A 19,141-nucleotide genomic window follows, 5' to 3' on the forward strand; every position below is an offset into this window, starting at 1 on the left:
TGGTGAATTGTTTTTTGACTTTCACCCCGGCACGGCCTGTTAGTCCTCAATCAGCGCTAAAAGTTCAGTCTTTTGGGGTGGTTGTTTCGTGGTTAGTCGAGCGTCGTTAGATGGATTTGCTGGACAAGAAGAAGGGTGGGCGCTCAATCTGGGCGCTTATTTCGGTGCATAAAGGAGCGCAAAGCGTTCTTCGGAGAGTATGACGTGGATACAAGTTTGGTCACTGCTGATAACAAGCAAGCGTTTTTAGATCAGCTGGCAGCACTTATTGATGACCGATTGACAGGCGATAAGTCGAAACAGTTTAAGGCTTTTGCCTGTGAGTATTATGACCAATATCCTTTAGAGGAGCTGGAGGGGCGTAAGGTTACCGATGTTTACGGCAGCCTTTATGGCTGGTGGAACATGATCGCCGACCGACCTGCGGAGCCACAGGCGAAAGTGCGGGTGTTTAACCCAACGTTAGATGAAGATCACTGGCTCTGCCCTCACACAGTGGTCGCGGTATTGCAGCGGGATATGCCCTTTTTGGTCGACTCAATTCGCATGGAGCTCAACCGTAGAGGCATCGCCATTCACGGCATTTACAGCAGTATTCATCAGATTGGACGCAATAAGTCTTTAAAGCTGCAGGAAATTGTACCGCGCCATGAAGCTATCCCTAAGCGCAAAGATATTAGTTACGGCAAAGAAGCTCTGATTTATTTTGAGGTGAACCTACACACCGATAGCGAGGAAATGGCAGAGATTGCCGATGGCCTAGTTGATGTGCTGCAAGATGTCGATGTTGTGGTCAATGATTATCGGCCGATGCTGGCAGCTGTTTCTGAGGTGGCTGAGGCGCTTAGCCGCGTACCGGCAAATGAACACGTGGTGGATCTTTCGGAAAGTTGTGAATTCGTACGCTGGCTAGGCGATGGCCACTTTACCTTTATGGCCTATTCAGAATACGAATTCTTTGACCAAGACGGTACTCGAGCGTTACGCGAAATTACCGATAAGCGATTGGGTTTGTTCCGCCGTCACTCCAGTGACGCCGGTGCAGTCGTGATAGATGATTTTAACCCCGGGATGGCGCGTTTTCATTTAACCCCAAAGGTGTTGGCATTTTCTAAATCCTCGGTTCGCTCGCGGGTTCATCGGCACGCTTACTCGGATTATATCGTCGTTAAACGCTACGATAAAACCGGTGCAGTGATTGGTGAATGCCGGTTTATGGGCCTGTACACCTCGCCCGTATACACCCTGAGTCCAACTAAAATTCCGCTCATTCGCATGAAAGTGGAGCAGGTCTTGGCGCGCGCCGACTTGGACCCACAAAGCCACGATTGCAAGGCGCTCAAGCAAACCTTGGAGACCTTCCCGCGCGATGAGCTATTTCAAAGCAGTGGCTCAGAACTGTATGAAACCGCTGTTGGTGCTATGCGAATTAGCGAGCGCTATCGCGTAAAGCTCTTTATGCGTCGTGACCCCTATGGAAAGTTTGTAAACGCATTAGTTTATGTGCCGAGAGATATTTTTAGCACGGCTATTCGAGTCCGTATTCAGGAATTAATCAGTAAAGCAATTAATGCAAAAGAGTGTGAGTTTACCACCTATTTTTCTGAGTCAATTCTGGCGCGCGCACATTTGGTTTTTAGGGTTGATCCTAATAAACCAATTGAGTACGACGTTAAAAAGCTGCAGTCAAAAATTGTTGATATTACCCGTACTTGGGAAGATCACTTGCATGCTGCATTGATAGAAAATCACGGCGAAGAAAAGGGCGCACGGCTGTTTAAAAATTATCAGCATGCTTTTGCCAGTGCTTATAAAGAGCATTTTGATGCTCGAGCGGCGGTGTTCGACATCGAAACCATGCGTGCTATTGAAGGCCCTGATGGCCTAGGTATGAGCTTTTATCAGCCTGTGGGTGTAGATAAAAATTCCTTCAGATTCAAGGTTTTCCAGCGCAATAAAACCCTAGAGCTTTCCGACGGTATCCCTATTTTAGAGCGTATGGGTATGCGGGTCATTGGCGAGCACCCTTACCGTATTGATGTGGGTGAAGACCATTATTGGATGCATGATTTTGAACTGGTTTATGACTTGCCGGCAGATATTGATATTCAGTCTGCTCGCCATCTTTTCCAGGAAGCTTTCGCTGCAGTCTGGAGCGACAAGAATGAAAATGATAGTTTCAACCAGCTAGTACTCGGCGCATCTTTACATTGGCGGGAAGTGGCCGTACTACGTATATATGCGCGCTATATGAAGCAAACTGTTTTCAATTTCAGCCAAACCTATATTGCCAATACCTTGGCTAATCACATGGATATCACGCGTAATTTAGTGGCCATCTTTAAGGCTAAGTTTGACCCTGCGTCTAATGACGGTTCGAAAGCTGCGATGCAAGTGGTTAAAGACCTAGAGGCGCAAATACTGACACGTCTTGACAGTGTGGATAATTTAAACGAAGACCGCATTATTCGACGTTATTTAGATATGTTGAATGGCAGTCTACGAACAAACTTTTATCAGCTAGATGAGAATAATCAAATTAAAGATTATATCTCTGTCAAATTCAGTCCTAGGACAATTCCAGAAATACCAGAACCTCGTCCGTTGTATGAAATATTTGTTTATTCACCCCGTATCGAAGGTGTTCATTTACGCGGCGGTTCAGTGGCACGCGGCGGGCTAAGATGGTCGGATCGGTTGCAGGATTATCGGACTGAGGTTTTGGGTTTAGTAAAAGCCCAGCAGGTCAAAAATGCGGTTATTGTACCTAACGGTGCTAAAGGTGGCTTTGTCTCAAAACAGCGCCCGAGAGGTGGCGATAGAGAGGCTATTCAGAAAGAAGGTATCGAGTGCTATAAGATATTTATTCGCGGTTTACTCGATATTACCGATAACTTAATTGATGGCAATATTGCGCCACCTAAACAGGTGGTTCGGCACGATGGTGATGACCCTTATTTAGTAGTGGCTGCCGATAAAGGCACCGCGACTTTCTCGGACATTGCCAATGGCATATCACTCGAATATAAACACTGGTTGGGCGACGCCTTTGCTTCCGGTGGCAGCCAGGGTTACGACCATAAAGGCATGGGCATCACGGCCAAGGGCGCATGGGTCGGTGTTAAACGTCATTTTATGGAGAAAGGCATCAATTGCCAGACGACCGATTTTAGCGTGATCGGTATTGGTGACATGGCCGGGGATGTCTTCGGTAACGGTATGTTGATGTCCGAACATATTTGTTTGCTGGCAGGCTTTAACCATTTACACATATTTATCGATCCAACGCCTAACGCTGCGAAGACCTTTAAGGAACGTAAGCGTTTGTTTGAGCTGCCGCGTAGTAGCTGGACAGATTATGATCAAAAGTTAATTTCCAAAGGCGGGGGTATTTTTGAGCGTTCAGCGAAATCAATTGCCATCTCGCCAGAAATGAAAAAAGCTTTTGCTATTAAGGAAGATAAGTTAACACCAACAGATCTGATCAATGCGTTATTAAAGGCACCAGTAGATTTGATCTGGAACGGTGGCATTGGTACCTATGTAAAAGCAGCTACAGAATCACATGCGCAAGTTGGCGATAAAGCTAACGATGGTTTGCGGGTAAATGGGGCAGACCTGCGCTGTAAAATTTTTGGCGAAGGCGGGAATTTGGGTATGACTCAATTGGGTCGTATTGAGTTCTGCTTGTCGGGTGGTGCTTGTAATACTGACTTTATTGACAATTCGGCTGGCGTCGATTGTTCTGATCATGAAGTCAACGTCAAAATTTTATTAAACGAGGTTGTATCCAGTGGCAATTTAACGGAAAAGCAACGTAATAAATTGCTCGGCGAAATGACGGACGATGTCGCTAATTTAGTACTCGCCAATAATTATCGCCAGACACAAGCCTTGAGTATTGCCCAGTACCAATCCAAGCAGCGGGTAGGCGAGTATCGTCGTTTCATTAATGCGTTAGAAGCTAGCGGTCGCCTCAACCGAGCGCTGGAGTTTTTGCCACCCGACGATCTTTTGGTCGAGCGTCAATCTCAGGGTAAATCATTGACCAGACCTGAATTGTCTGTGTTGGTTTCCTATGCGAAGGTGCAATTGAAGGATGAGTTAGCCGTTGAGGACATTACCAACAACGAATACATCGCCAAGATTGTTGAATCGGCGTTTCCTAAGGAAATCTGTAAGCGTTATGGCGAGCAGGTATACAATCACCGTTTGCGCCGCGAAATTATTGCAACCCAGCTAGCCAATGACATGGTTAACATCATGGGTATTAATTTCTGCCAGCGCCAGATGGAATCAACCGGCAGCAAGCCGGCTGATGTCGCCAAGGCCTATGTTGCTGCACGCGATATTTATGCGCTCGATAGCTTTTGGCGGGAGATTGAAGCCTTGGATTTCAAGGTCGACGCGCAGATTCAGCTCGACATCATGAGCCGAATGATGCGAAGAATCAGGCGTGCGACACGCTGGTTCTTACGTAATAGGCGTACCCATTTGGATGTCGCGCACGAGGTGGCGTTATTCGGTGGCTCTTTAACGCGTCTGGTGGGTGCGTTGCCGGATATGATTCGCGGCGAGCCGAAGAAACAATGGTTAAGGGAGTCTAAGCGCTTAGTGGCTGCCGGTGTTCCCGAGGCCGTCGCCAGCAGGGCTGCAATCCCCATCAATGTGGCCCCTGGTTTGAGCATGGTGGAGGCTGCGATTATTGCGGATACGGATATTTTGCGTGTTGCTGAATTTCAGATGACTGTCAGTGATTTCCTAGGTTTAGATTGGTTTGCCGAGGAGATGTCTAACGTTAAAGTTGAGAACTATTGGCAATCCATGGCGCGCGAAGCGTTTTTGGATGACCTTGACTCTCAACTGCGCACGATTACCATCTCATTGATTAAGTCGGCCGATGCCAAGCAATCGATTGATGAAGCTATTACAGCGTGGGCGGATACACACAGTGTATTAGTAAATCGCTGGCGCTCAATGATTGCCGACTTAAGAGGCGCGACGGGTACGGACTACGCGATTTTCTCGGTTGCGCTTCGCGAGTTATTGGACTTAGCGCAGGCTAGTCAATATACACCTTAAGGTTTTATCTTGACCTTTATTGATGTTGATTTGACGATCGAAAAGGACGAGCTGCTGCGGTTATACCGCGGCAGTGCCCGTATTGTTAGCGCCAGAGCAATTGACGGTAGACGAATACAGTTTCCTGCACAGGCTCTGCGTGCTTTCGTTAAAGAAAATGGGGTCAATGGCCGATTTAGAATTGAGTTTGATCATGCGTTTAAGCTCGTATCTATTAAAGCCCTTTGACCCTCTGTTCTTACCTCTGTTCTTGGCTTAGGTGCAGTAAGGGCCGCTTTCCAGTATCCTTGGCGCCTTTACCACAACTTGGGTTTTGATCTATGTACGCTTTTGCTCGCCGCATTCTATTCGCTCTAGATCCAGAGACGTCTCATTACCTTAGCTTAGATATGTTGGGTGCCGCAGAGCGTCTGAAAATGCTTGGTTTGTTCGCGCCTAAAATATCTGGACGAGCGGTTGAGATAATGGGTGTTCAGTTTCCCAGCGCAGTGGGGTTAGCGGCAGGCTTGGATAAAAATGGCGATTATTTTAATGCGCTTGGCGAACTCGGTTTTGGTCATGTGGAAATTGGCACTATCACGCCTAGGCCCCAGCCAGGTAACCCTAAGCCGCGCCTATTTCGGTTGCCCGAGCAGCAGGCCATTATTAATCGAATGGGCTTTAACAATAAGGGCGTTGATCACCTCGTAGAAAGAGTAAAAAAACGCCGATTTAACGGCGTATTAGGGATTAATATCGGCAAGAATTTTGATACCCCAGTGGAGTCTGCACACGTTGATTACTCGCTTGCCATGGGCAAGGTTTACCCTTATGCGGATTATATTACCGTCAATGTTTCATCGCCCAATACGCCGGGTTTACGTTCACTACAGTACGGTGAAAGTTTAAAAATTCTTTTAAATGAAGTTAAGGAGCAGCAGGCGACGTTAGCGCAAACAGTGGGTAAGTACGTACCCGTGGCGGTAAAAATTGCGCCTGATATGAACGATGAAGAAGTGCAGCAGGTCGCACAAGCATTGTTAGAAGCCGATATTGACGGCGTTATCGCCACTAATACCACCTTGTCTCGGGAAGGGGTTCAAGGTTGTGAACATGCCGATGAAGCTGGAGGGCTAAGTGGTGCGCCTGTTAGAGACAAATCGACCGCTACGATTCGCTTACTCAATACGGCTTTAAAAGGGGAGTTGCCGATCATTGGTGTGGGTGGAATTTGCAGTGGCGAGGATGCAGTGGAAAAAATTGACGCTGGAGCTTCTTTGATTCAAATCTACAGCGGTTTTATTTACCGAGGCCCTGAGTTAATAGCTGAGGCAGTGGACGCAATTAATTCTCTCAAATAAAGATCGGTCTTTATAAAAAAATGCAGCGCTTAGCGCTGCATGATCTTATGGGAGCTTCTAGTTGAGTAGTTTAGCCTAACGCGCTGAGCTTATGTGCGCATGCCGCCATGTTGTAACCGTTCCAATGATCTTCCCGTGCTTCCCGCCAGCCGCTGAGCCACTCCTGACGCGCGTCCCCACTCTGATGGGGGCAGAGTTCGCGCGAGCGGCCTTTGATGGCGGCCATATAGCCTTTGCTGAATGCATGTTCGATCTGGTTACGTTTTTGTCTTTTCATAAAGTAAGCACCTTGGCTGTCTATTTAGATCAAATTCAATACCGATCAAGCCAACGCCGTGTCGATACTAACTGCCGTATCGCTATGTGCGTTGTTCCTCCTTATGCAGTGCGCACGGGAGAGGTAAAGCGTGTTAAACCTCGCTAGTTGATATGTTTTGTGGATGGGCTATTAAGAATGTGAAATCTTCCTGCATGCTGAGGTGAAATTTTTGCCTGCCCCGAAAACATCGCTTTGGCGAAGGGGTGTTGGATCCTTTGCGAAGCTATTTCGCCGTGTTAAAGCTGGGCAAAACATGTCAGATTCTCAAGGGCGTCTAAAGAGAGCTTTTGCCCAAAATTGGCACGTTTATGCGTGTTTTTGTGTAGACGCGAATGCCTAGGTAAAAGCTCCGTTTCGAATAAAAACAACGTAAAACTTTCTCCTCTGTGCTGCTTGAGTCCGGGTAAAACAGTTGTACATGACGCGAGTAGCTTGTTACTGGCTTAGATATGACGCAATAGCGTTGCTGCTGAGCCGTAACAAGCCCGGTGGAATAGGGGATTGCTATCCCACCGGTGATTGAGGTCTTAAGGCTGATAGTAGAACTTCAGCCACTCTACAGATCGAGTGCTAACTCGAAACAATGAACCTCTGCCAAGCCTTAGCTTAGACGATGAATCTTGGGTTGATATAGCTTTCCTTGCTAAGCGCCCCAATGTTTTACCACTATTATTAAATACGTAAACTACTCCATTTACGCGCTAGATGGTGTGTCTTTCAAATTTAACGTTAATTTCCCGCTCTATGCGGGCTAAGCGGGAGTGAACCCGTTACAATGCGCCTTTTTTCGCGGCGGATGATCAGTACACCAAAACTGAGCCTGCTTGTGAATGAATAAAATCTTCTATGATGGCCCTCTATTATGGCACATCGGTATATTGTGAATTTGTGGCCTTAGTTATTTGGACGGCATCGATATGAATCAATTTGAGTTTTTTGCGGCTTGTCCAAAGGGGCTAGAGAGTTTGCTGTTGGCGGAAGTACGCGACCTTGGTGCTGTTGAGTCGCGAGAAACCGTCGCTGGGGTCTATTTTAGTGGGGATTTGGCCTTGGGCTACCGCACCTGCTTGTGGTCCCGTCTGGCCAATAAAGTGCTCCTGCCACTTAATAGCTTCGCTGTAGACAGCGATACAGAGCTCTATGATGGGGTGGCTGCGGTTGCCTGGGCTGACCACATTAGCCCATCCAGTACTTTTTTGGTGGACTTTTCGGGTACCAGCTTTGCCATCCGGAATTCACAATTCGGCGCGTTGAAGACTAAAGATGCCATCGTCGATCGGGTGCGAGAGGTAACCGGCGAACGGCCATCAGTGGCCAAGCAAAATCCGGACATTCGAATCAATGTGCGCTTATCCCGTGGGCGGGCAGTGGTGAGCTTGGATCTGTCCGGTGAAAGCTTGCACCGGCGCGGTTATCGTCTGAAGCAGGGTGCAGCGCCGTTGAAAGAGAACTTAGCCGCCGCCGTGTTGTTGCGTGCTGGCTGGCCTGAGATTGCCGCGCGGGGCGGCGCGCTTATCGATCCTATGTGTGGTTCTGGCACCTTTCTGGTCGAGGCAGCGATGATGGCGGCCGATATTGCCCCTGGTTTATTGCGCGCCAGCTTTGGTTTTGAGCGCTGGCTAAACCACCAGAATGATCTCTGGCTAACCTTGCGCGAGGAGGCGATTGAGCGCAAGCGTGCGGGGCTACTTAAGGACTTACCTGAGATTAGGGGCTACGATGCCGACATACATGTTATTCGCGCAGCAGAAGAGAATATTGTTACCGCTAAATTGGATCACTGGGTGCGCCTGAGCCGGAAAGAGCTTAAAGAGTTCACCCAGCCGACTCACAAGACACTACCGCCAGGTATTGTGTTAACTAATCCTCCCTATGGTGAGCGCCTAGGTGATGCCGAGGCCTTGGCCTATTTGTATCGCTATTTGGGCGATCGTATGCGGGCTGAATTTCCGGGCTGGCAATTAGGTGTTTTTACCGGCAATCCGCAGTTATGTCATGAGCTAGGCCTGAAAGCACACAAAAAGTACAAATTGTTTAATGGTACGTTAGAAAGTGAGTTGTTGTTATTTGATGTGCACGTCGACCAACCCATTAAAGTGGCTGACGCCGATAAGCCTCGCAGAGCTTATGTTCCGCAGGACTTGGTGTTGTCCGACGGCGCTCAAATGTTTGCCAATCGCCTGCGTAAAAATCAAAAGCAATTGACCAAGTGGCTTAAAAAAGAAGGTGTGACCTGCTATCGCCTCTACGATGCTGACATGCCTGAATATGCTGTCGCTATTGATATGTATAACGACTTTGTTCACGTACAAGAATACGCTGCACCGAACTCCGTTGATGAGCGTGCTGCGGCTAAGCGCTTTGATGAAATTAAACAGGCCCTGCCACAAGCCTTGTCAGTTAATCCCGAGAATATCAGCTACAAGCAGCGCAAGCGTAATACGGGCACGAGTCAGTATGAAAAGCTGTCGAGCCGTCGTAGCCACGACATGCTATCGGTCCAAGAGGGGCAGGCCAAGCTCTTGGTCGATTTGTGGCAATATTTAGATACTGGATTGTTTTTAGATCATAGGCTGTTGCGCTTGAAAATTGCGCAGTCCGCCAAAGGTAAACGCTTTCTAAATCTTTTTTGTTACACCGCCAGTGCCAGTGTGCAAGCAGCGGTAGGTGGAGCCCGTTATACCGTCAGCGTCGATATGTCTAAAACCTATCTAGATTGGGCGCGCAAAAATTTCGCTGAAAATGGTTTGGGCGAGCAGAAAAATAGGCTAGAGCAAGCCGATTGTCTGACCTGGTTGGATAGCGCACAGGGTGAATACGATCTTATTATGTTAGATCCTCCGAGCTTCTCGAATTCCAAACGCATGGACGGTGTGCTCGATATACAGCGCGATCACAGTCAGCTTATTGAAAAAACCATGAAGTTGCTCGCGTCTGATGGTGTGCTTTATTTTTCCAATAACCTTCGTTCATTCAAGCTAGATGATCATCTGTATGAACACTATTTAGTGCAAAACATCACGCAAGAAACCTTGGATAAAGACTTTCAGCGCAATCAAAAGATCCATCACTGTTGGTCTATTCGCCATAAATAACGCTCAGAGGCTAAGCTCCGTTGGCGCTTAGCCTCTCCACACCGCCTATTTTAAACGCCACACTCTTGTTTGATAGCCTTAGCGAAAGCTAATGTTGCAGCCTGTAGCTGTTGCTTGCGGCGTTCGCCAATACCTTCACTGTAACAGAAAGACAGTCGTAATTGATTTAAGCCGGCGCTTTTGTCCCTTGCTCTTGCATCTTCAGGATAAAAGCTGAAGGTGGGGATGGTGACAACGCCATACTCGGCTACTAGCTTGTCCGTTAAATCACTATCACATACAACGCTTGGATGGTTAATGGTGAACACGGAGAAAAAGCCTGCGCCAGGTTGGGTCCATTGAAATATATCTTTATGTTGATTGAACTCTTGCTCAAAAGTATCGAGTAAAATTTGTCGGTTTTCGCGATAAACGTTGTTTTTTTCATTGGCGATAGGCCAGAGGCTTTTTCGAGCTGAAAAATCATCGTCGGTCAGGAAAGCCTCAAAGCCTTTAAGTGCCTCGGGGTTGTGAAGTAAAATATTGGCGCTAGCCTCGGTTAGTAACAATTGATTGAGTGAGACGGTTGCTTTATTAGCAAGTTCGATATTTGCCTCGGTATACATAAAGCCAATGCGTGGCCCCGGCAAACCAATTTTCGATGCGGTGAATAAATGTACGGTTTGTTCGGGTGCTAGGGCAAAAAAGGGCTTGGGTCGTCTGGCAGCGCTTTCGAAGCTGATATAACTGTAGGGTGCATCTTCAACAAGCAGCGTATCATGGGCTTTCAGCACCTTGATAACGTCGCGCCTGCGCTGCTCGGAAAATGAAATCCCGCCTGGATTGTGGCCGTCTGGCACTGTGTAGTAAAACGCGACTGTATAGCCGTCTGCACGGGCCCGACTAATTTGCGCGGCCAGGGCTTCACAGCATGGGCCTTCGAGGTCCATCTCCACGCTGTAAATACGGGCCTTTTGATAGAGGCTGGCTCGAGAAATAAAGCCCGCATAGGTGGGCGCATCGGTGATATAGGCAACTTTTTCGCCCGTGCGCTCGAAGAGTGAGCACATTTGGCTGATGCCCCCTGAGGAGCCGATTGTGGGTATCAAGAGCTCTGGGTTTAGCGTGGTGTTGAAATCATGGCCGTAGACCTTTGCGAACATTTCCCGTGTGCTTGCTGGGCCTAAGGTGTCGGTATAGCCATAGAGCGGCTGTAAGATTTTTTGTAATGACTGCTCGCCTGCTAAGTGTTTGAAGTAGGCCTCTTTGTGGGCAATATAACCCATGGGATTGGTGACTTCGGGGTGCGGATAACCGGCGCCTAAATGGTGCAACTCTAGCCCCTTGGCTTTAGCTATTGCCGCGAGCTTTGGCAGCGCTGCTGCCATCTGCCGAGTAACACTGATGGGTTGCTGTCTTAATTGTGTGGTGGGCATGAGCATGTTCCGAAGTGCAATGGTAAAGATTCTATGATGACCAAGGCCGGATTAAAGCACAAGGGACAGAGGCAAGCGGCTTTGTTAAGATAGGGCATGTTAAAAATTTGGTTAGCGATGCATGAATAAGTTTGAGGTTAAAAGCCCTTTTGAGCCGGCGGGGGATCAACCCACTGCCATTGCCAGTTTGGTGAAGGGAATTCAAGCGGGACTCGCACACCAAACCCTGTTAGGTGTTACGGGGTCAGGAAAAACTTTCACCATCGCGAACGTAATTGCCCAAATTCAAAGGCCGACCATGATTATGGCGCCTAATAAAACGCTCGCGGCGCAATTGTACGGTGAGTTTAAAGAATTTTTCCCCAACAACGCCGTTGAGTATTTTGTTTCATATTACGATTACTACCAACCTGAAGCCTACGTACCGTCTTCTGATACCTTCATTGAAAAAGATGCATCAATTAATGAGCATATCGAGCAAATGCGGCTGTCGGCCACTAAGGCCTTGATGGAACGAAAAGACGCCATTGTTGTTGCCACAGTTTCGGCTATTTATGGTTTGGGTGATCCCGATGCCTATTTGAAAATGGTCATTCATTTAGTTCGCGGTGATACTATTGACCAACGCACCTTGTTGCGTCGTTTAGCAGAACTGCAATACACACGTAACGATGTAGAGTTTTTCCGCGCTACTTATCGCGTGCGCGGTGAGGTTATCGATATCTATCCGGCAGATTCAGATGCAGACGCCATTCGGGTTGAGTTATTTGACGATACTATTGAACAAATATCGGTGTTTGATCCGCTGACCGGTAAAACCTTACGGAAGTCACCAAGATTTACTATTTACCCTAAATCTCACTATGTCACCCCTCGTGAGCGTGTACTGGAAGCGGTTGATCAAATCAAAATCGACCTCGCTGAACGCTTAACTCATTTGCGTGAAACTAATCAGTTAGTGGCTGCTGAGCGCCTAGAGCAGCGCACTCGCTATGATATCGAGATGATGTTAGAGCTGGGTTACTGTAACGGCATCGAAAATTACTCGCGCTATTTGTCGGGTCGCGACCCCGGTCAGGCGCCGCCTACGCTGTTCGATTATTTACCTGCGGATTCGTTATTGGTATTGGATGAATCGCACGTGGGTGTGCCGCAAATTGGTGGTATGTACCGCGGTGATAGGTCGCGTAAAGAAACCCTGGTGGAATATGGCTTTAGGTTGCCCTCGGCGCTGGATAATCGACCTATGCGTTTTGATGAATGGGAGTCTCTGGCGCCACAGATGATTTTTGTCTCGGCAACACCCGGAGATTACGAAAAAGAACATGCGGGGCAGGTGGTCGAGCAGGTTGTGCGGCCAACGGGTTTAGTCGATCCACAGGTTGAAATTCGATCGGCGCAAACCCAGGTGGACGATGCTCTCTCTGAGATTCGGGCCCGTGTTGCAATCGATGAGCGGGTGTTAATTACCGTGCTTACCAAGCGCATGGCCGAAGATCTCACCGAATATATGGCCGAGCATGGGGTGCGGGTGCGTTACTTGCATTCAGATATCGATACCGTTGAACGGGTGGAAATTATTCGGGATTTGCGGCTCGGCGAGTTTGATGTGTTAATCGGCATTAACTTATTGCGCGAGGGTTTGGATATGCCCGAGGTATCTTTAGTGTTGATAATGGATGCGGACAAAGAAGGCTTCTTGCGCTCGGAAAGATCGCTTATTCAAACCATCGGTAGAGCGGCGCGGCATTTAAACGGTAGGGCTATTTTATACGCTGATAAAGTCACCGGTTCAATGCAGCGCGCCATTGATGAAACCGATCGTCGACGTCAAAAGCAGATGGATTTCAATGCCGCAAATGGCATTATTCCTGTTGGCGTTAAAAAATCCGTGGCCGATATTATGGAAGCGGGACAGGCGCCGGGGCGGAAAAAGCGTCAAAAGGTTGCTGAGTCCTATGCGGCTTATGATGTTGATCCGCCGGTTGATATCTGGGCACATATAAAAATGCTGGAGCAGAAAATGTTTCAGCATGCAAAAGATCTCGAATTTGAGCAGGCCGGACAGTTACGCGATCAAATTCAAAAACTCAAGCATAAAGCAGTATAACGACGTCTTTGGAATAATCAGTTTGGGTAGAGGTCTACCACAACGCGAAAGCCTACGTCGTCATAGCGCTTGGTCGAATCGCGCCCTTCCCGCGCGCTATTGACGATGTCTTTTGCCGAAGACTTCATTGAGCCGCCACGCACAGAGCGCTCATCGCAACTTGCCGTAATGACAGCTGAGCCGTTTCTCGGGGCGGATAAGTAATGGTTTTGGTAGCAGTCTTCAACCCATTCGGCGACATTACCTGAAGTGTCGTGTACACCAAATGCGTTTGCCCTATATGTACCCACCGGGGCTGACTTGGCACTGAACAAACCGGCAAAGTCACTGTTGCAGCCGTTTCGGCAATTGGCTTGTGCTTTGGCTGAGCCCGACCACCAATAATCTCCTTTGGTGTCAGCCCTAGCAAAGTACTCCCATTCCGCTTCTGTTGCTAGCCGGTAGGCTTTACCGGTGGATTTAGCCAGCCACGCTACGTAGTTTTTGGCGTCTTCCCAAGATACGTTTATAACTGGGCGGCTGCCTTTTCCCCAACGCTTATCATCTGGTTGGCCTAAACCATTTTCCTGTAAGTATTTATCGTAATCTGCAAAGGTTATTTCAAAGCGACTGACAGCAAAAGGTTTGTTAAAGGTTACCGTGCGCACGGGCATAGTAATGCTGTTGTCTTTGTTGCCCATGGTAAACTTACCCGCGCCGACAATTACCATTTCTGGCCCTAGATCGCCGTTGCTTAATTCGTTTTTAAATATGGTACCTGGTACCGCTACTTTTCTAAGGGCAACCGAAATACGTTTTTCGGTGTCTTTAATAGTTAACCATTCTTGGTAGGGGTGGTAACCCTCGGCGCTAACCTCGATGGAGTAGCGACCGTTGGTCAGCTCTATACCGGGTTGATAGCGATCTTTAATATTTAATATGCGTACCCGAGCACTTTCCGGCTCTGTGTCGACTGTCAATGGGTAGCGTTTGGGTGGCTCGGGAACGACTTCAGGCTCTGCAACCTGTTCCTGAATTTGTTCAGGTTCCTCAGGCTCAATTTTCGTTGTTTCCACAAGACTGTTTGAGGCTTCTTGGTTTGGCTCTATATCTGACTCAGCCTGCGAAATCACAGGGTTGTTCGTGCCGGTATTATGTAAATTAACGGGTAGACTTTTAGTTGGCACTTGTTCGGTACTGGTGTCGCGTAATATTGGGCGGGGCGTTTCTGGGTTAAATTCTGGGTATTCGGGTGTAAGAATTTCTTGGTTTTTTTCGTTTAACAGTGCGGCACTGAACGTGGCTGCACTGACGAGTAGCGCTGGGTAATTGCGCTCGCCGGGTAGTTCGAAGCGAGTAAGGGCGACGCAAAAGGTAAACCATAAAATGCCAATGACTAATGAAATTGACATGACCCGAGAAATGCTAAAGCTCGGACGACTGCCATGTGATTGGTAATAGGCGGCTTTTTGAATGCGTGTTGACACGATAGTGGAGCGGTTATTTTGGCCGCTGTCTGGTGTGGTGCGAATTTCTGTAACCGTTGTGTTAGGCCTGCGGTAGAAGCTGCGTTTGGGTGACCAGCGCCAGCTGAACACTTCTTTTGCTAGGGCTTTAAGTTGTGCGGATAGCGCGGCATAACTGGTGAGAACCAAGGCCTTAAATAACGTGGCAATATGCATCGCTGATGGCTCGGTGTTCGACATGTACCGAGGTCGCGTGCCGCTCAATGTAGCATCGAGCTCATCGATAAACATCACGATTTCTTTGCCCCGTTGGCACCGATCATCGGGATCTTTTGCGAGTAATTTATTGAGTAAGTTTTGGTAGATAGAATATTGCGGCGGCAGTTTCGGGATGGGTGCCGTTAAATGCTTGATGGCAATGGCAACGGCTTCATCCGCTTTAAAGGGCACTGAGCCTGTTAGCATTTCATAAAACACAATGCCCAAGCTGTAAATATCTGAGCGGCCGTCAATGGCTTTACCGCGGGCTTGCTCTGGACTCATGTAATGAGGCGTGCCGACGACCATGCCGGCGTTTGTCATTTGCGAGGCACTGCTGACTGTCTTGGCTACGCCAAAATCGGATAAAACCGCAGAGTGGTTTTCTCTAAATAATATATTCTCTGGTTTGATATCGCGATGTATATAACCCTTTTCGTGGGCGAGATCGAGTGCTAAAGCCATTTCTCGAATGATACGTAATATTTCAGCGGTGCTGAGACCTGTGGCCATCTTGTCGTGTACTGAACCGCCGGGTAAATAATCCATCGCGATGTAGTTCAGATTTTTGTAGCGACCAATATCGTAAATGGAAACAATATTTGGATGCGATAGCTGGCCAACAATATTGGCTTCGCGCTGAAAGCGCTCGCTAAAGACGGGGTCGGCATTGAGTGCTGGAGACATGACTTTTAAGGCAACTTCGCGCCCAACGCTAAGTTGAATAGCGAGGTAAACCGTCGACATGCCGCCTTGGTTTATTTTTCGAATTATTCGGTACCCGGGTATTTGCATTATGTCTTAACCGAAAATCCAAAAACAAAGTAGTCCGAAAGAGGCTAGGGCAAGGCTATACAGGGTGAAGTCAATGCCGGACTGGCCGGTTAACTCGGGCAGCCAATCGGTGATGCCGGTGTAGAAGTAGCGTTTGCTTAACGGTGATTCGATTATCTGTAGCGTGACGTTATCGTTACCACCGTTATCTAGTGCGGCCTGTAGTAATTTAGATACTGCGTCCTTTGGCGATCGAGATTCACACAGTACTCGCGCTAAAGATTCGTCATCCAATTCATCGCTGAGACCATCGGAACACAGTAGAACCCATTGGTGCTTTTCCCACGTGCCGTGTACTTGGTCCACGCGCACTTGGCGTAACTCAAGCGAGCCTAAGCATTGGGTGATGACGTTTTTATCGGGATGGTTGTCAACTTCGGTTGGGCTAATGGCCCCAGTGTCGACCAGCATTTGTACGTAGGAGTGGTCTAAGGTGAGTTGTTCTAAGCTGCCGCCTTCATCGTGGAAAGTCCAAAGGTAGGCGCGGCTATCGCCAACCCAAACAATTTCATACTCGGTGTTACGGCTTTTCAGTGCAACAACGGTGCTGCCCATGCCCGGAGCGCCGATGCCCTGTTTGACTGCGTCTAATATAGCAGAGTGTGCAAACTCAACGGAGGTGGTTAGCGGTACATTAATGGCGACTTGCTGTTTAATACTATCGCGAACAATGGCACTGGCGACTTCTCCGGCTTCGTGGCCGCCCATGCCATCGGCAACTAACCAAACGCCTATGTCGGGGCTGGCGAAGTAAGTGTCTTCGTTATTGTCTCGACACATGCCTTTGTCGGTGGCTGCGCTATAGTTCAATGGTGGCATTTGCCGTCCTGTGCCGTTTGTTATACTTATTGCTTTTAAGTGTACCCTAATAAGCGAACTTTGGCTGATGGTGTAATGCCGGTTCGGATCTGGATCACAGTTTACCTTCTAAATGTAACCGGTAAAGCCATTTTTCGCTAACCTATTGAAAGACTTCGGGCTTTTGCTGCATTATCCGTCGGTAGAGTAGAAAAATCGCCGTTAGCGATTGTGTAATTTGGGAATCTAACATGTTAAAACTCCGCTTTAAGAACAATAAACACAATGCGGTTTGGCTCGTTGAACCAAAAGTAACCATTGGTAGTGCCGTCAAGAGCGATATGGTGGTAGAAGATGCCAGCGTTCTCGAAAATCACGCAGAGATTTTGGTGGATAATGAGACCCTGGTATTGAAGGTGATTTCGCCGGACAATCCGGTTCGTGTTAATGAGATATCGGTCACAAAAACCTCGCCGCTCAAAGTAAATGACGTACTAACCTTGGGGCGAGTACAGCTGCAAGTTGTTGATCCGAAGCAAGAGCCTAAGGCAATTCCGACCTTGGTGCGCACGGAAACTACTGGTTGGTCGTTGAAGTCGAACCATGTTGCACTTGCTAATAAGGTCTTTAATGTTGGTGCTAACACCATCGTTGGGCGCGCTAGCGATTGCGATATTGTATTGGCTGCTGCTCACCTATCTCGCAAACATGCTCAACTATCGGTTAAAGATGGGCTGCTCTACGTGCGCGATTTAGGGTCTGCAAACGGTACCTTTCTAAATGGCAGTCAAGTAAAGGAAGCACGGGTAAAGCGCGGTGATGAGTTGCGGTTTGATACGTTGAGCTTTGGTGTTGTTGGGCCAACAGATGATATCGACAAGACCACTATCCGCGAGTCCGCTAGGTCGCCAAAGTCGCCAGCAAGCCCGGCACCCGTTAGAAAGCCTGAGCTGCGCAAGCCCGCTGAGCGTAATCGAGACGAGGTGAAAGCGGGTATGGCGGCGCCCAATGTGCCTGAACAAGCTAAATCATCAGCCTTTTCCTACTTCTCTATCGCCATACTAGTGCTTGCTGGTATCGCTTATTGGGCTTGGCAGGCGGGGCACATCACGCTTTAGTTTGATATTCCACAATCAGCATCAAAATCAGCGTTTTGCTGCTTTTTGATGTTGAAGTTCTTATGCACTCAGCCGATACCCCTTCAAACCGGAATTGTTATCCGAACCCATAGGACGGAGGCAGAGATGTTAGGCTCAATTCATTCTTTCTCATCACAATATCAGGCTAGTCAGGGATCTCGGTTCCTAAGCTCAAACCTAAAGCAGCCACTTGCGAGCAATGCTCAGCGGGCGCCGGCAGCGTTAAGTCCCAGTCAGTCGACTAAGGCTCTAGAGGGCCCCAGTGCCGTGACGAGTGCACCGGTCACGGCCGACCGCGCCGCGGGTAACATACTGCTTTTCATTGAAAACCAGTTAAAAGTTGACGTTGCCAATGGCGACAGCAAAGAGCAGTTACAAAGCCGCTTTGATGCTGGATTAGAAGGCTTTCTGCAGGGCTTCAATGAGGCTAAGGATCAGTTGAGCGACATGGGTTTACTCAGTGATGCCCTGGCTGATGATATTGGCGCAACATACAATAAGGTGATGCAAGGTTTAGGGCAGCTGGCCAAAGAGCTTGGTCTTGATGATAGTGCGCTTCCTGCGGCTCCAGCCAGTGCCGAGCAGTCAACCCATGTGGATAAATTTGGGGTTGGTAATATTGACCGCCAAGTCGGCGTGATTAAGGCGCAAAAGAGCTTTAATTTTACTGTTCAAACGCAAGAGGGCGATAAGGTAACTATCTCGGCCAGTAGCCGGTTTGCCGCCAAAGGTGTCGAAACCAATCAGGGTAGCTCCTTTAGAACCAACCAAAGTCAGCAGTTTGATTTAACCATTGATGGTGACCTAAATGCTGATGAGCTAGCGGCTATCAATGATTTGCTCTCGCAAGTTAACGATCTGTCGGAGCAATTTTTTAATGGTGATCTTGATGCGGCGTTTGAAGCCGCATTAGATCTAGGCTTTGATGCCGAGGAAATTGCAAGCTTTGCGGTAGACTTAAAGTATTCGGTGACTCAGAAAGTACGCACCACCTATGGTCAGGGCTCGAATGAAACATCGCCTCTGAGAGCGCCACTACAGCCATTTAGTCAGCTAGCGGATCAGGTCCAAGCAGCGCTCGAGTCAGCAAAACAGTTTTTGAACTCAAATGAGTTATTGAGTTCGCTCTTGAATGAGCGGCTTGAAACCGATCAAGAGCTTAAAGAAGTAACGGGTGGAATGGGTAATTTACACAAACTGTTTGGCGATGTTAATCATGCGATGGCAGAAAAGCTCGCGACGGCTTGAGGTATGGAGTTTTAGATTTGTTACGCATAAAATGAGGGTCTTTCGATTCCGAAGACCT

11 protein-coding genes are annotated in these 19,141 nt (G+C 48.2%); 7 read left to right on the plus strand and 4 right to left on the minus strand.

The annotated features are described in order from the left end of the window. Positions 1-204 precede the first annotated feature (204 nt). The 3 genes from ACGHTT_RS08110 to ACGHTT_RS08120 all read left to right on the plus strand — a co-directional run bounded on the left by ACGHTT_RS08110 (position 205) and on the right by ACGHTT_RS08120 (position 6,422). Positions 205-5,082: an NAD-glutamate dehydrogenase gene (locus tag ACGHTT_RS08110; RefSeq protein WP_390594627.1), complete on the plus strand. Its 4,878-nt coding sequence runs from the start codon at positions 205-207 to the stop codon at positions 5,080-5,082. Between the two features lie 9 nt (positions 5,083-5,091). Then, positions 5,092-5,310, plus strand: coding sequence for a DUF2835 family protein (locus ACGHTT_RS08115; protein ID WP_390594628.1), 219 nt, complete (start codon positions 5,092-5,094; stop codon positions 5,308-5,310). 92 nt (positions 5,311-5,402) lie between these two features. Further along, complete coding sequence (locus ACGHTT_RS08120) at positions 5,403-6,422, plus strand: quinone-dependent dihydroorotate dehydrogenase (RefSeq protein WP_390594629.1); 1,020 nt, start codon at positions 5,403-5,405, stop codon at positions 6,420-6,422. Positions 6,423-6,492: 70 nt separating this feature from the next. Here the strand turns inward: ACGHTT_RS08120 and rmf are convergent, their stop codons facing one another. Then, positions 6,493-6,699, minus strand: a complete 207-nt coding sequence (rmf, locus tag ACGHTT_RS08125; protein WP_290262672.1) for a ribosome modulation factor — start codon at positions 6,697-6,699, stop codon at positions 6,493-6,495. 959 nt (positions 6,700-7,658) lie between these two features. Between rmf and rlmKL the strand changes: the two genes are divergently transcribed. Further along, positions 7,659-9,836 carry a bifunctional 23S rRNA (guanine(2069)-N(7))-methyltransferase RlmK/23S rRNA (guanine(2445)-N(2))-methyltransferase RlmL gene (gene rlmKL, locus ACGHTT_RS08130; protein WP_390594630.1) on the plus strand — a complete coding sequence of 726 codons (2,178 nt, stop codon included), beginning with the start codon at positions 7,659-7,661 and terminating at the stop codon, positions 9,834-9,836. A 50-nt stretch (positions 9,837-9,886) separates the two neighbouring features. Here rlmKL and ACGHTT_RS08135 read toward each other — a convergent pair whose 3' ends face one another. Next, entirely contained in the window at positions 9,887-11,251 is a 1,365-nt protein-coding gene (locus ACGHTT_RS08135) for a pyridoxal phosphate-dependent aminotransferase (RefSeq protein ID WP_390594631.1), read from the minus strand. 121 nt (positions 11,252-11,372) lie between these two features. On the opposite strand from ACGHTT_RS08135, the gene uvrB reads away from it, so the two are divergent. Then, positions 11,373-13,361, plus strand: coding sequence for an excinuclease ABC subunit UvrB (uvrB, locus tag ACGHTT_RS08140; protein WP_390594633.1), 1,989 nt, complete (start codon positions 11,373-11,375; stop codon positions 13,359-13,361). Between the two features lie 17 nt (positions 13,362-13,378). Here uvrB and ACGHTT_RS08145 read toward each other — a convergent pair whose 3' ends face one another. Together ACGHTT_RS08145 and ACGHTT_RS08150 are read right to left on the minus strand one after the other, a co-directional pair. Then, on the minus strand, positions 13,379-15,859 hold the full coding sequence (locus ACGHTT_RS08145) for a bifunctional serine/threonine-protein kinase/formylglycine-generating enzyme family protein (protein ID WP_390594634.1): 2,481 nt from the start codon (positions 15,857-15,859) through the stop codon (positions 13,379-13,381). A gap of 6 nt (positions 15,860-15,865) precedes the next feature. Beyond that, positions 15,866-16,717, minus strand: a complete 852-nt coding sequence (locus tag ACGHTT_RS08150) for a PP2C family protein-serine/threonine phosphatase (RefSeq protein WP_390594635.1) — start codon at positions 16,715-16,717, stop codon at positions 15,866-15,868. A gap of 230 nt (positions 16,718-16,947) precedes the next feature. Here ACGHTT_RS08150 and ACGHTT_RS08155 point away from each other — a divergent pair, with 230 nt between their 5' ends. Beyond that, positions 16,948-17,814 (plus strand): FHA domain-containing protein, encoded by an 867-nt coding sequence (locus ACGHTT_RS08155; RefSeq protein WP_390594636.1) that lies wholly within the window; start codon positions 16,948-16,950, stop codon positions 17,812-17,814. Between the two features lie 126 nt (positions 17,815-17,940). Then, a complete protein-coding gene (locus ACGHTT_RS08160) occupies positions 17,941-19,083 on the plus strand; it encodes a DUF5610 domain-containing protein (protein WP_390594637.1) in 1,143 nt (380 codons plus the stop codon). Positions 19,084-19,141: the final 58 nt, after the last annotated feature.

Origin of the sequence: Simiduia litorea (genome assembly GCF_042853465.1) — a bacterium.
Classification (GTDB): domain Bacteria; phylum Pseudomonadota; class Gammaproteobacteria; order Pseudomonadales; family Cellvibrionaceae; genus Simiduia; species Simiduia litorea.

Bases quoted from the DNA above. Each gene is read 5' to 3' on its own strand.
- ACGHTT_RS08120 (WP_390594629.1), top strand. From the start codon at position 5,403: ATGTACGCTTTTGCTCGCCGCATTCTATTCGCTCTAGATCCAGAGACG.
- rmf (WP_290262672.1), bottom strand. From the start codon at position 6,699: ATGAAAAGACAAAAACGTAACCAGATCGAACATGCATTCAGCAAAGGC.
- rlmKL (WP_390594630.1), top strand. From the start codon at position 7,659: ATGAATCAATTTGAGTTTTTTGCGGCTTGTCCAAAGGGGCTAGAGAGT.
- ACGHTT_RS08135 (WP_390594631.1), bottom strand. From the start codon at position 11,251: ATGCCCACCACACAATTAAGACAGCAACCCATCAGTGTTACTCGGCAG.
- uvrB (WP_390594633.1), top strand. From the start codon at position 11,373: ATGAATAAGTTTGAGGTTAAAAGCCCTTTTGAGCCGGCGGGGGATCAA.
- ACGHTT_RS08145 (WP_390594634.1), bottom strand. From the start codon at position 15,859: ATGCAAATACCCGGGTACCGAATAATTCGAAAAATAAACCAAGGCGGC.
- ACGHTT_RS08150 (WP_390594635.1), bottom strand. From the start codon at position 16,717: ATGCCACCATTGAACTATAGCGCAGCCACCGACAAAGGCATGTGTCGA.
- ACGHTT_RS08155 (WP_390594636.1), top strand. From the start codon at position 16,948: ATGTTAAAACTCCGCTTTAAGAACAATAAACACAATGCGGTTTGGCTC.
- ACGHTT_RS08160 (WP_390594637.1), top strand. From the start codon at position 17,941: ATGTTAGGCTCAATTCATTCTTTCTCATCACAATATCAGGCTAGTCAG.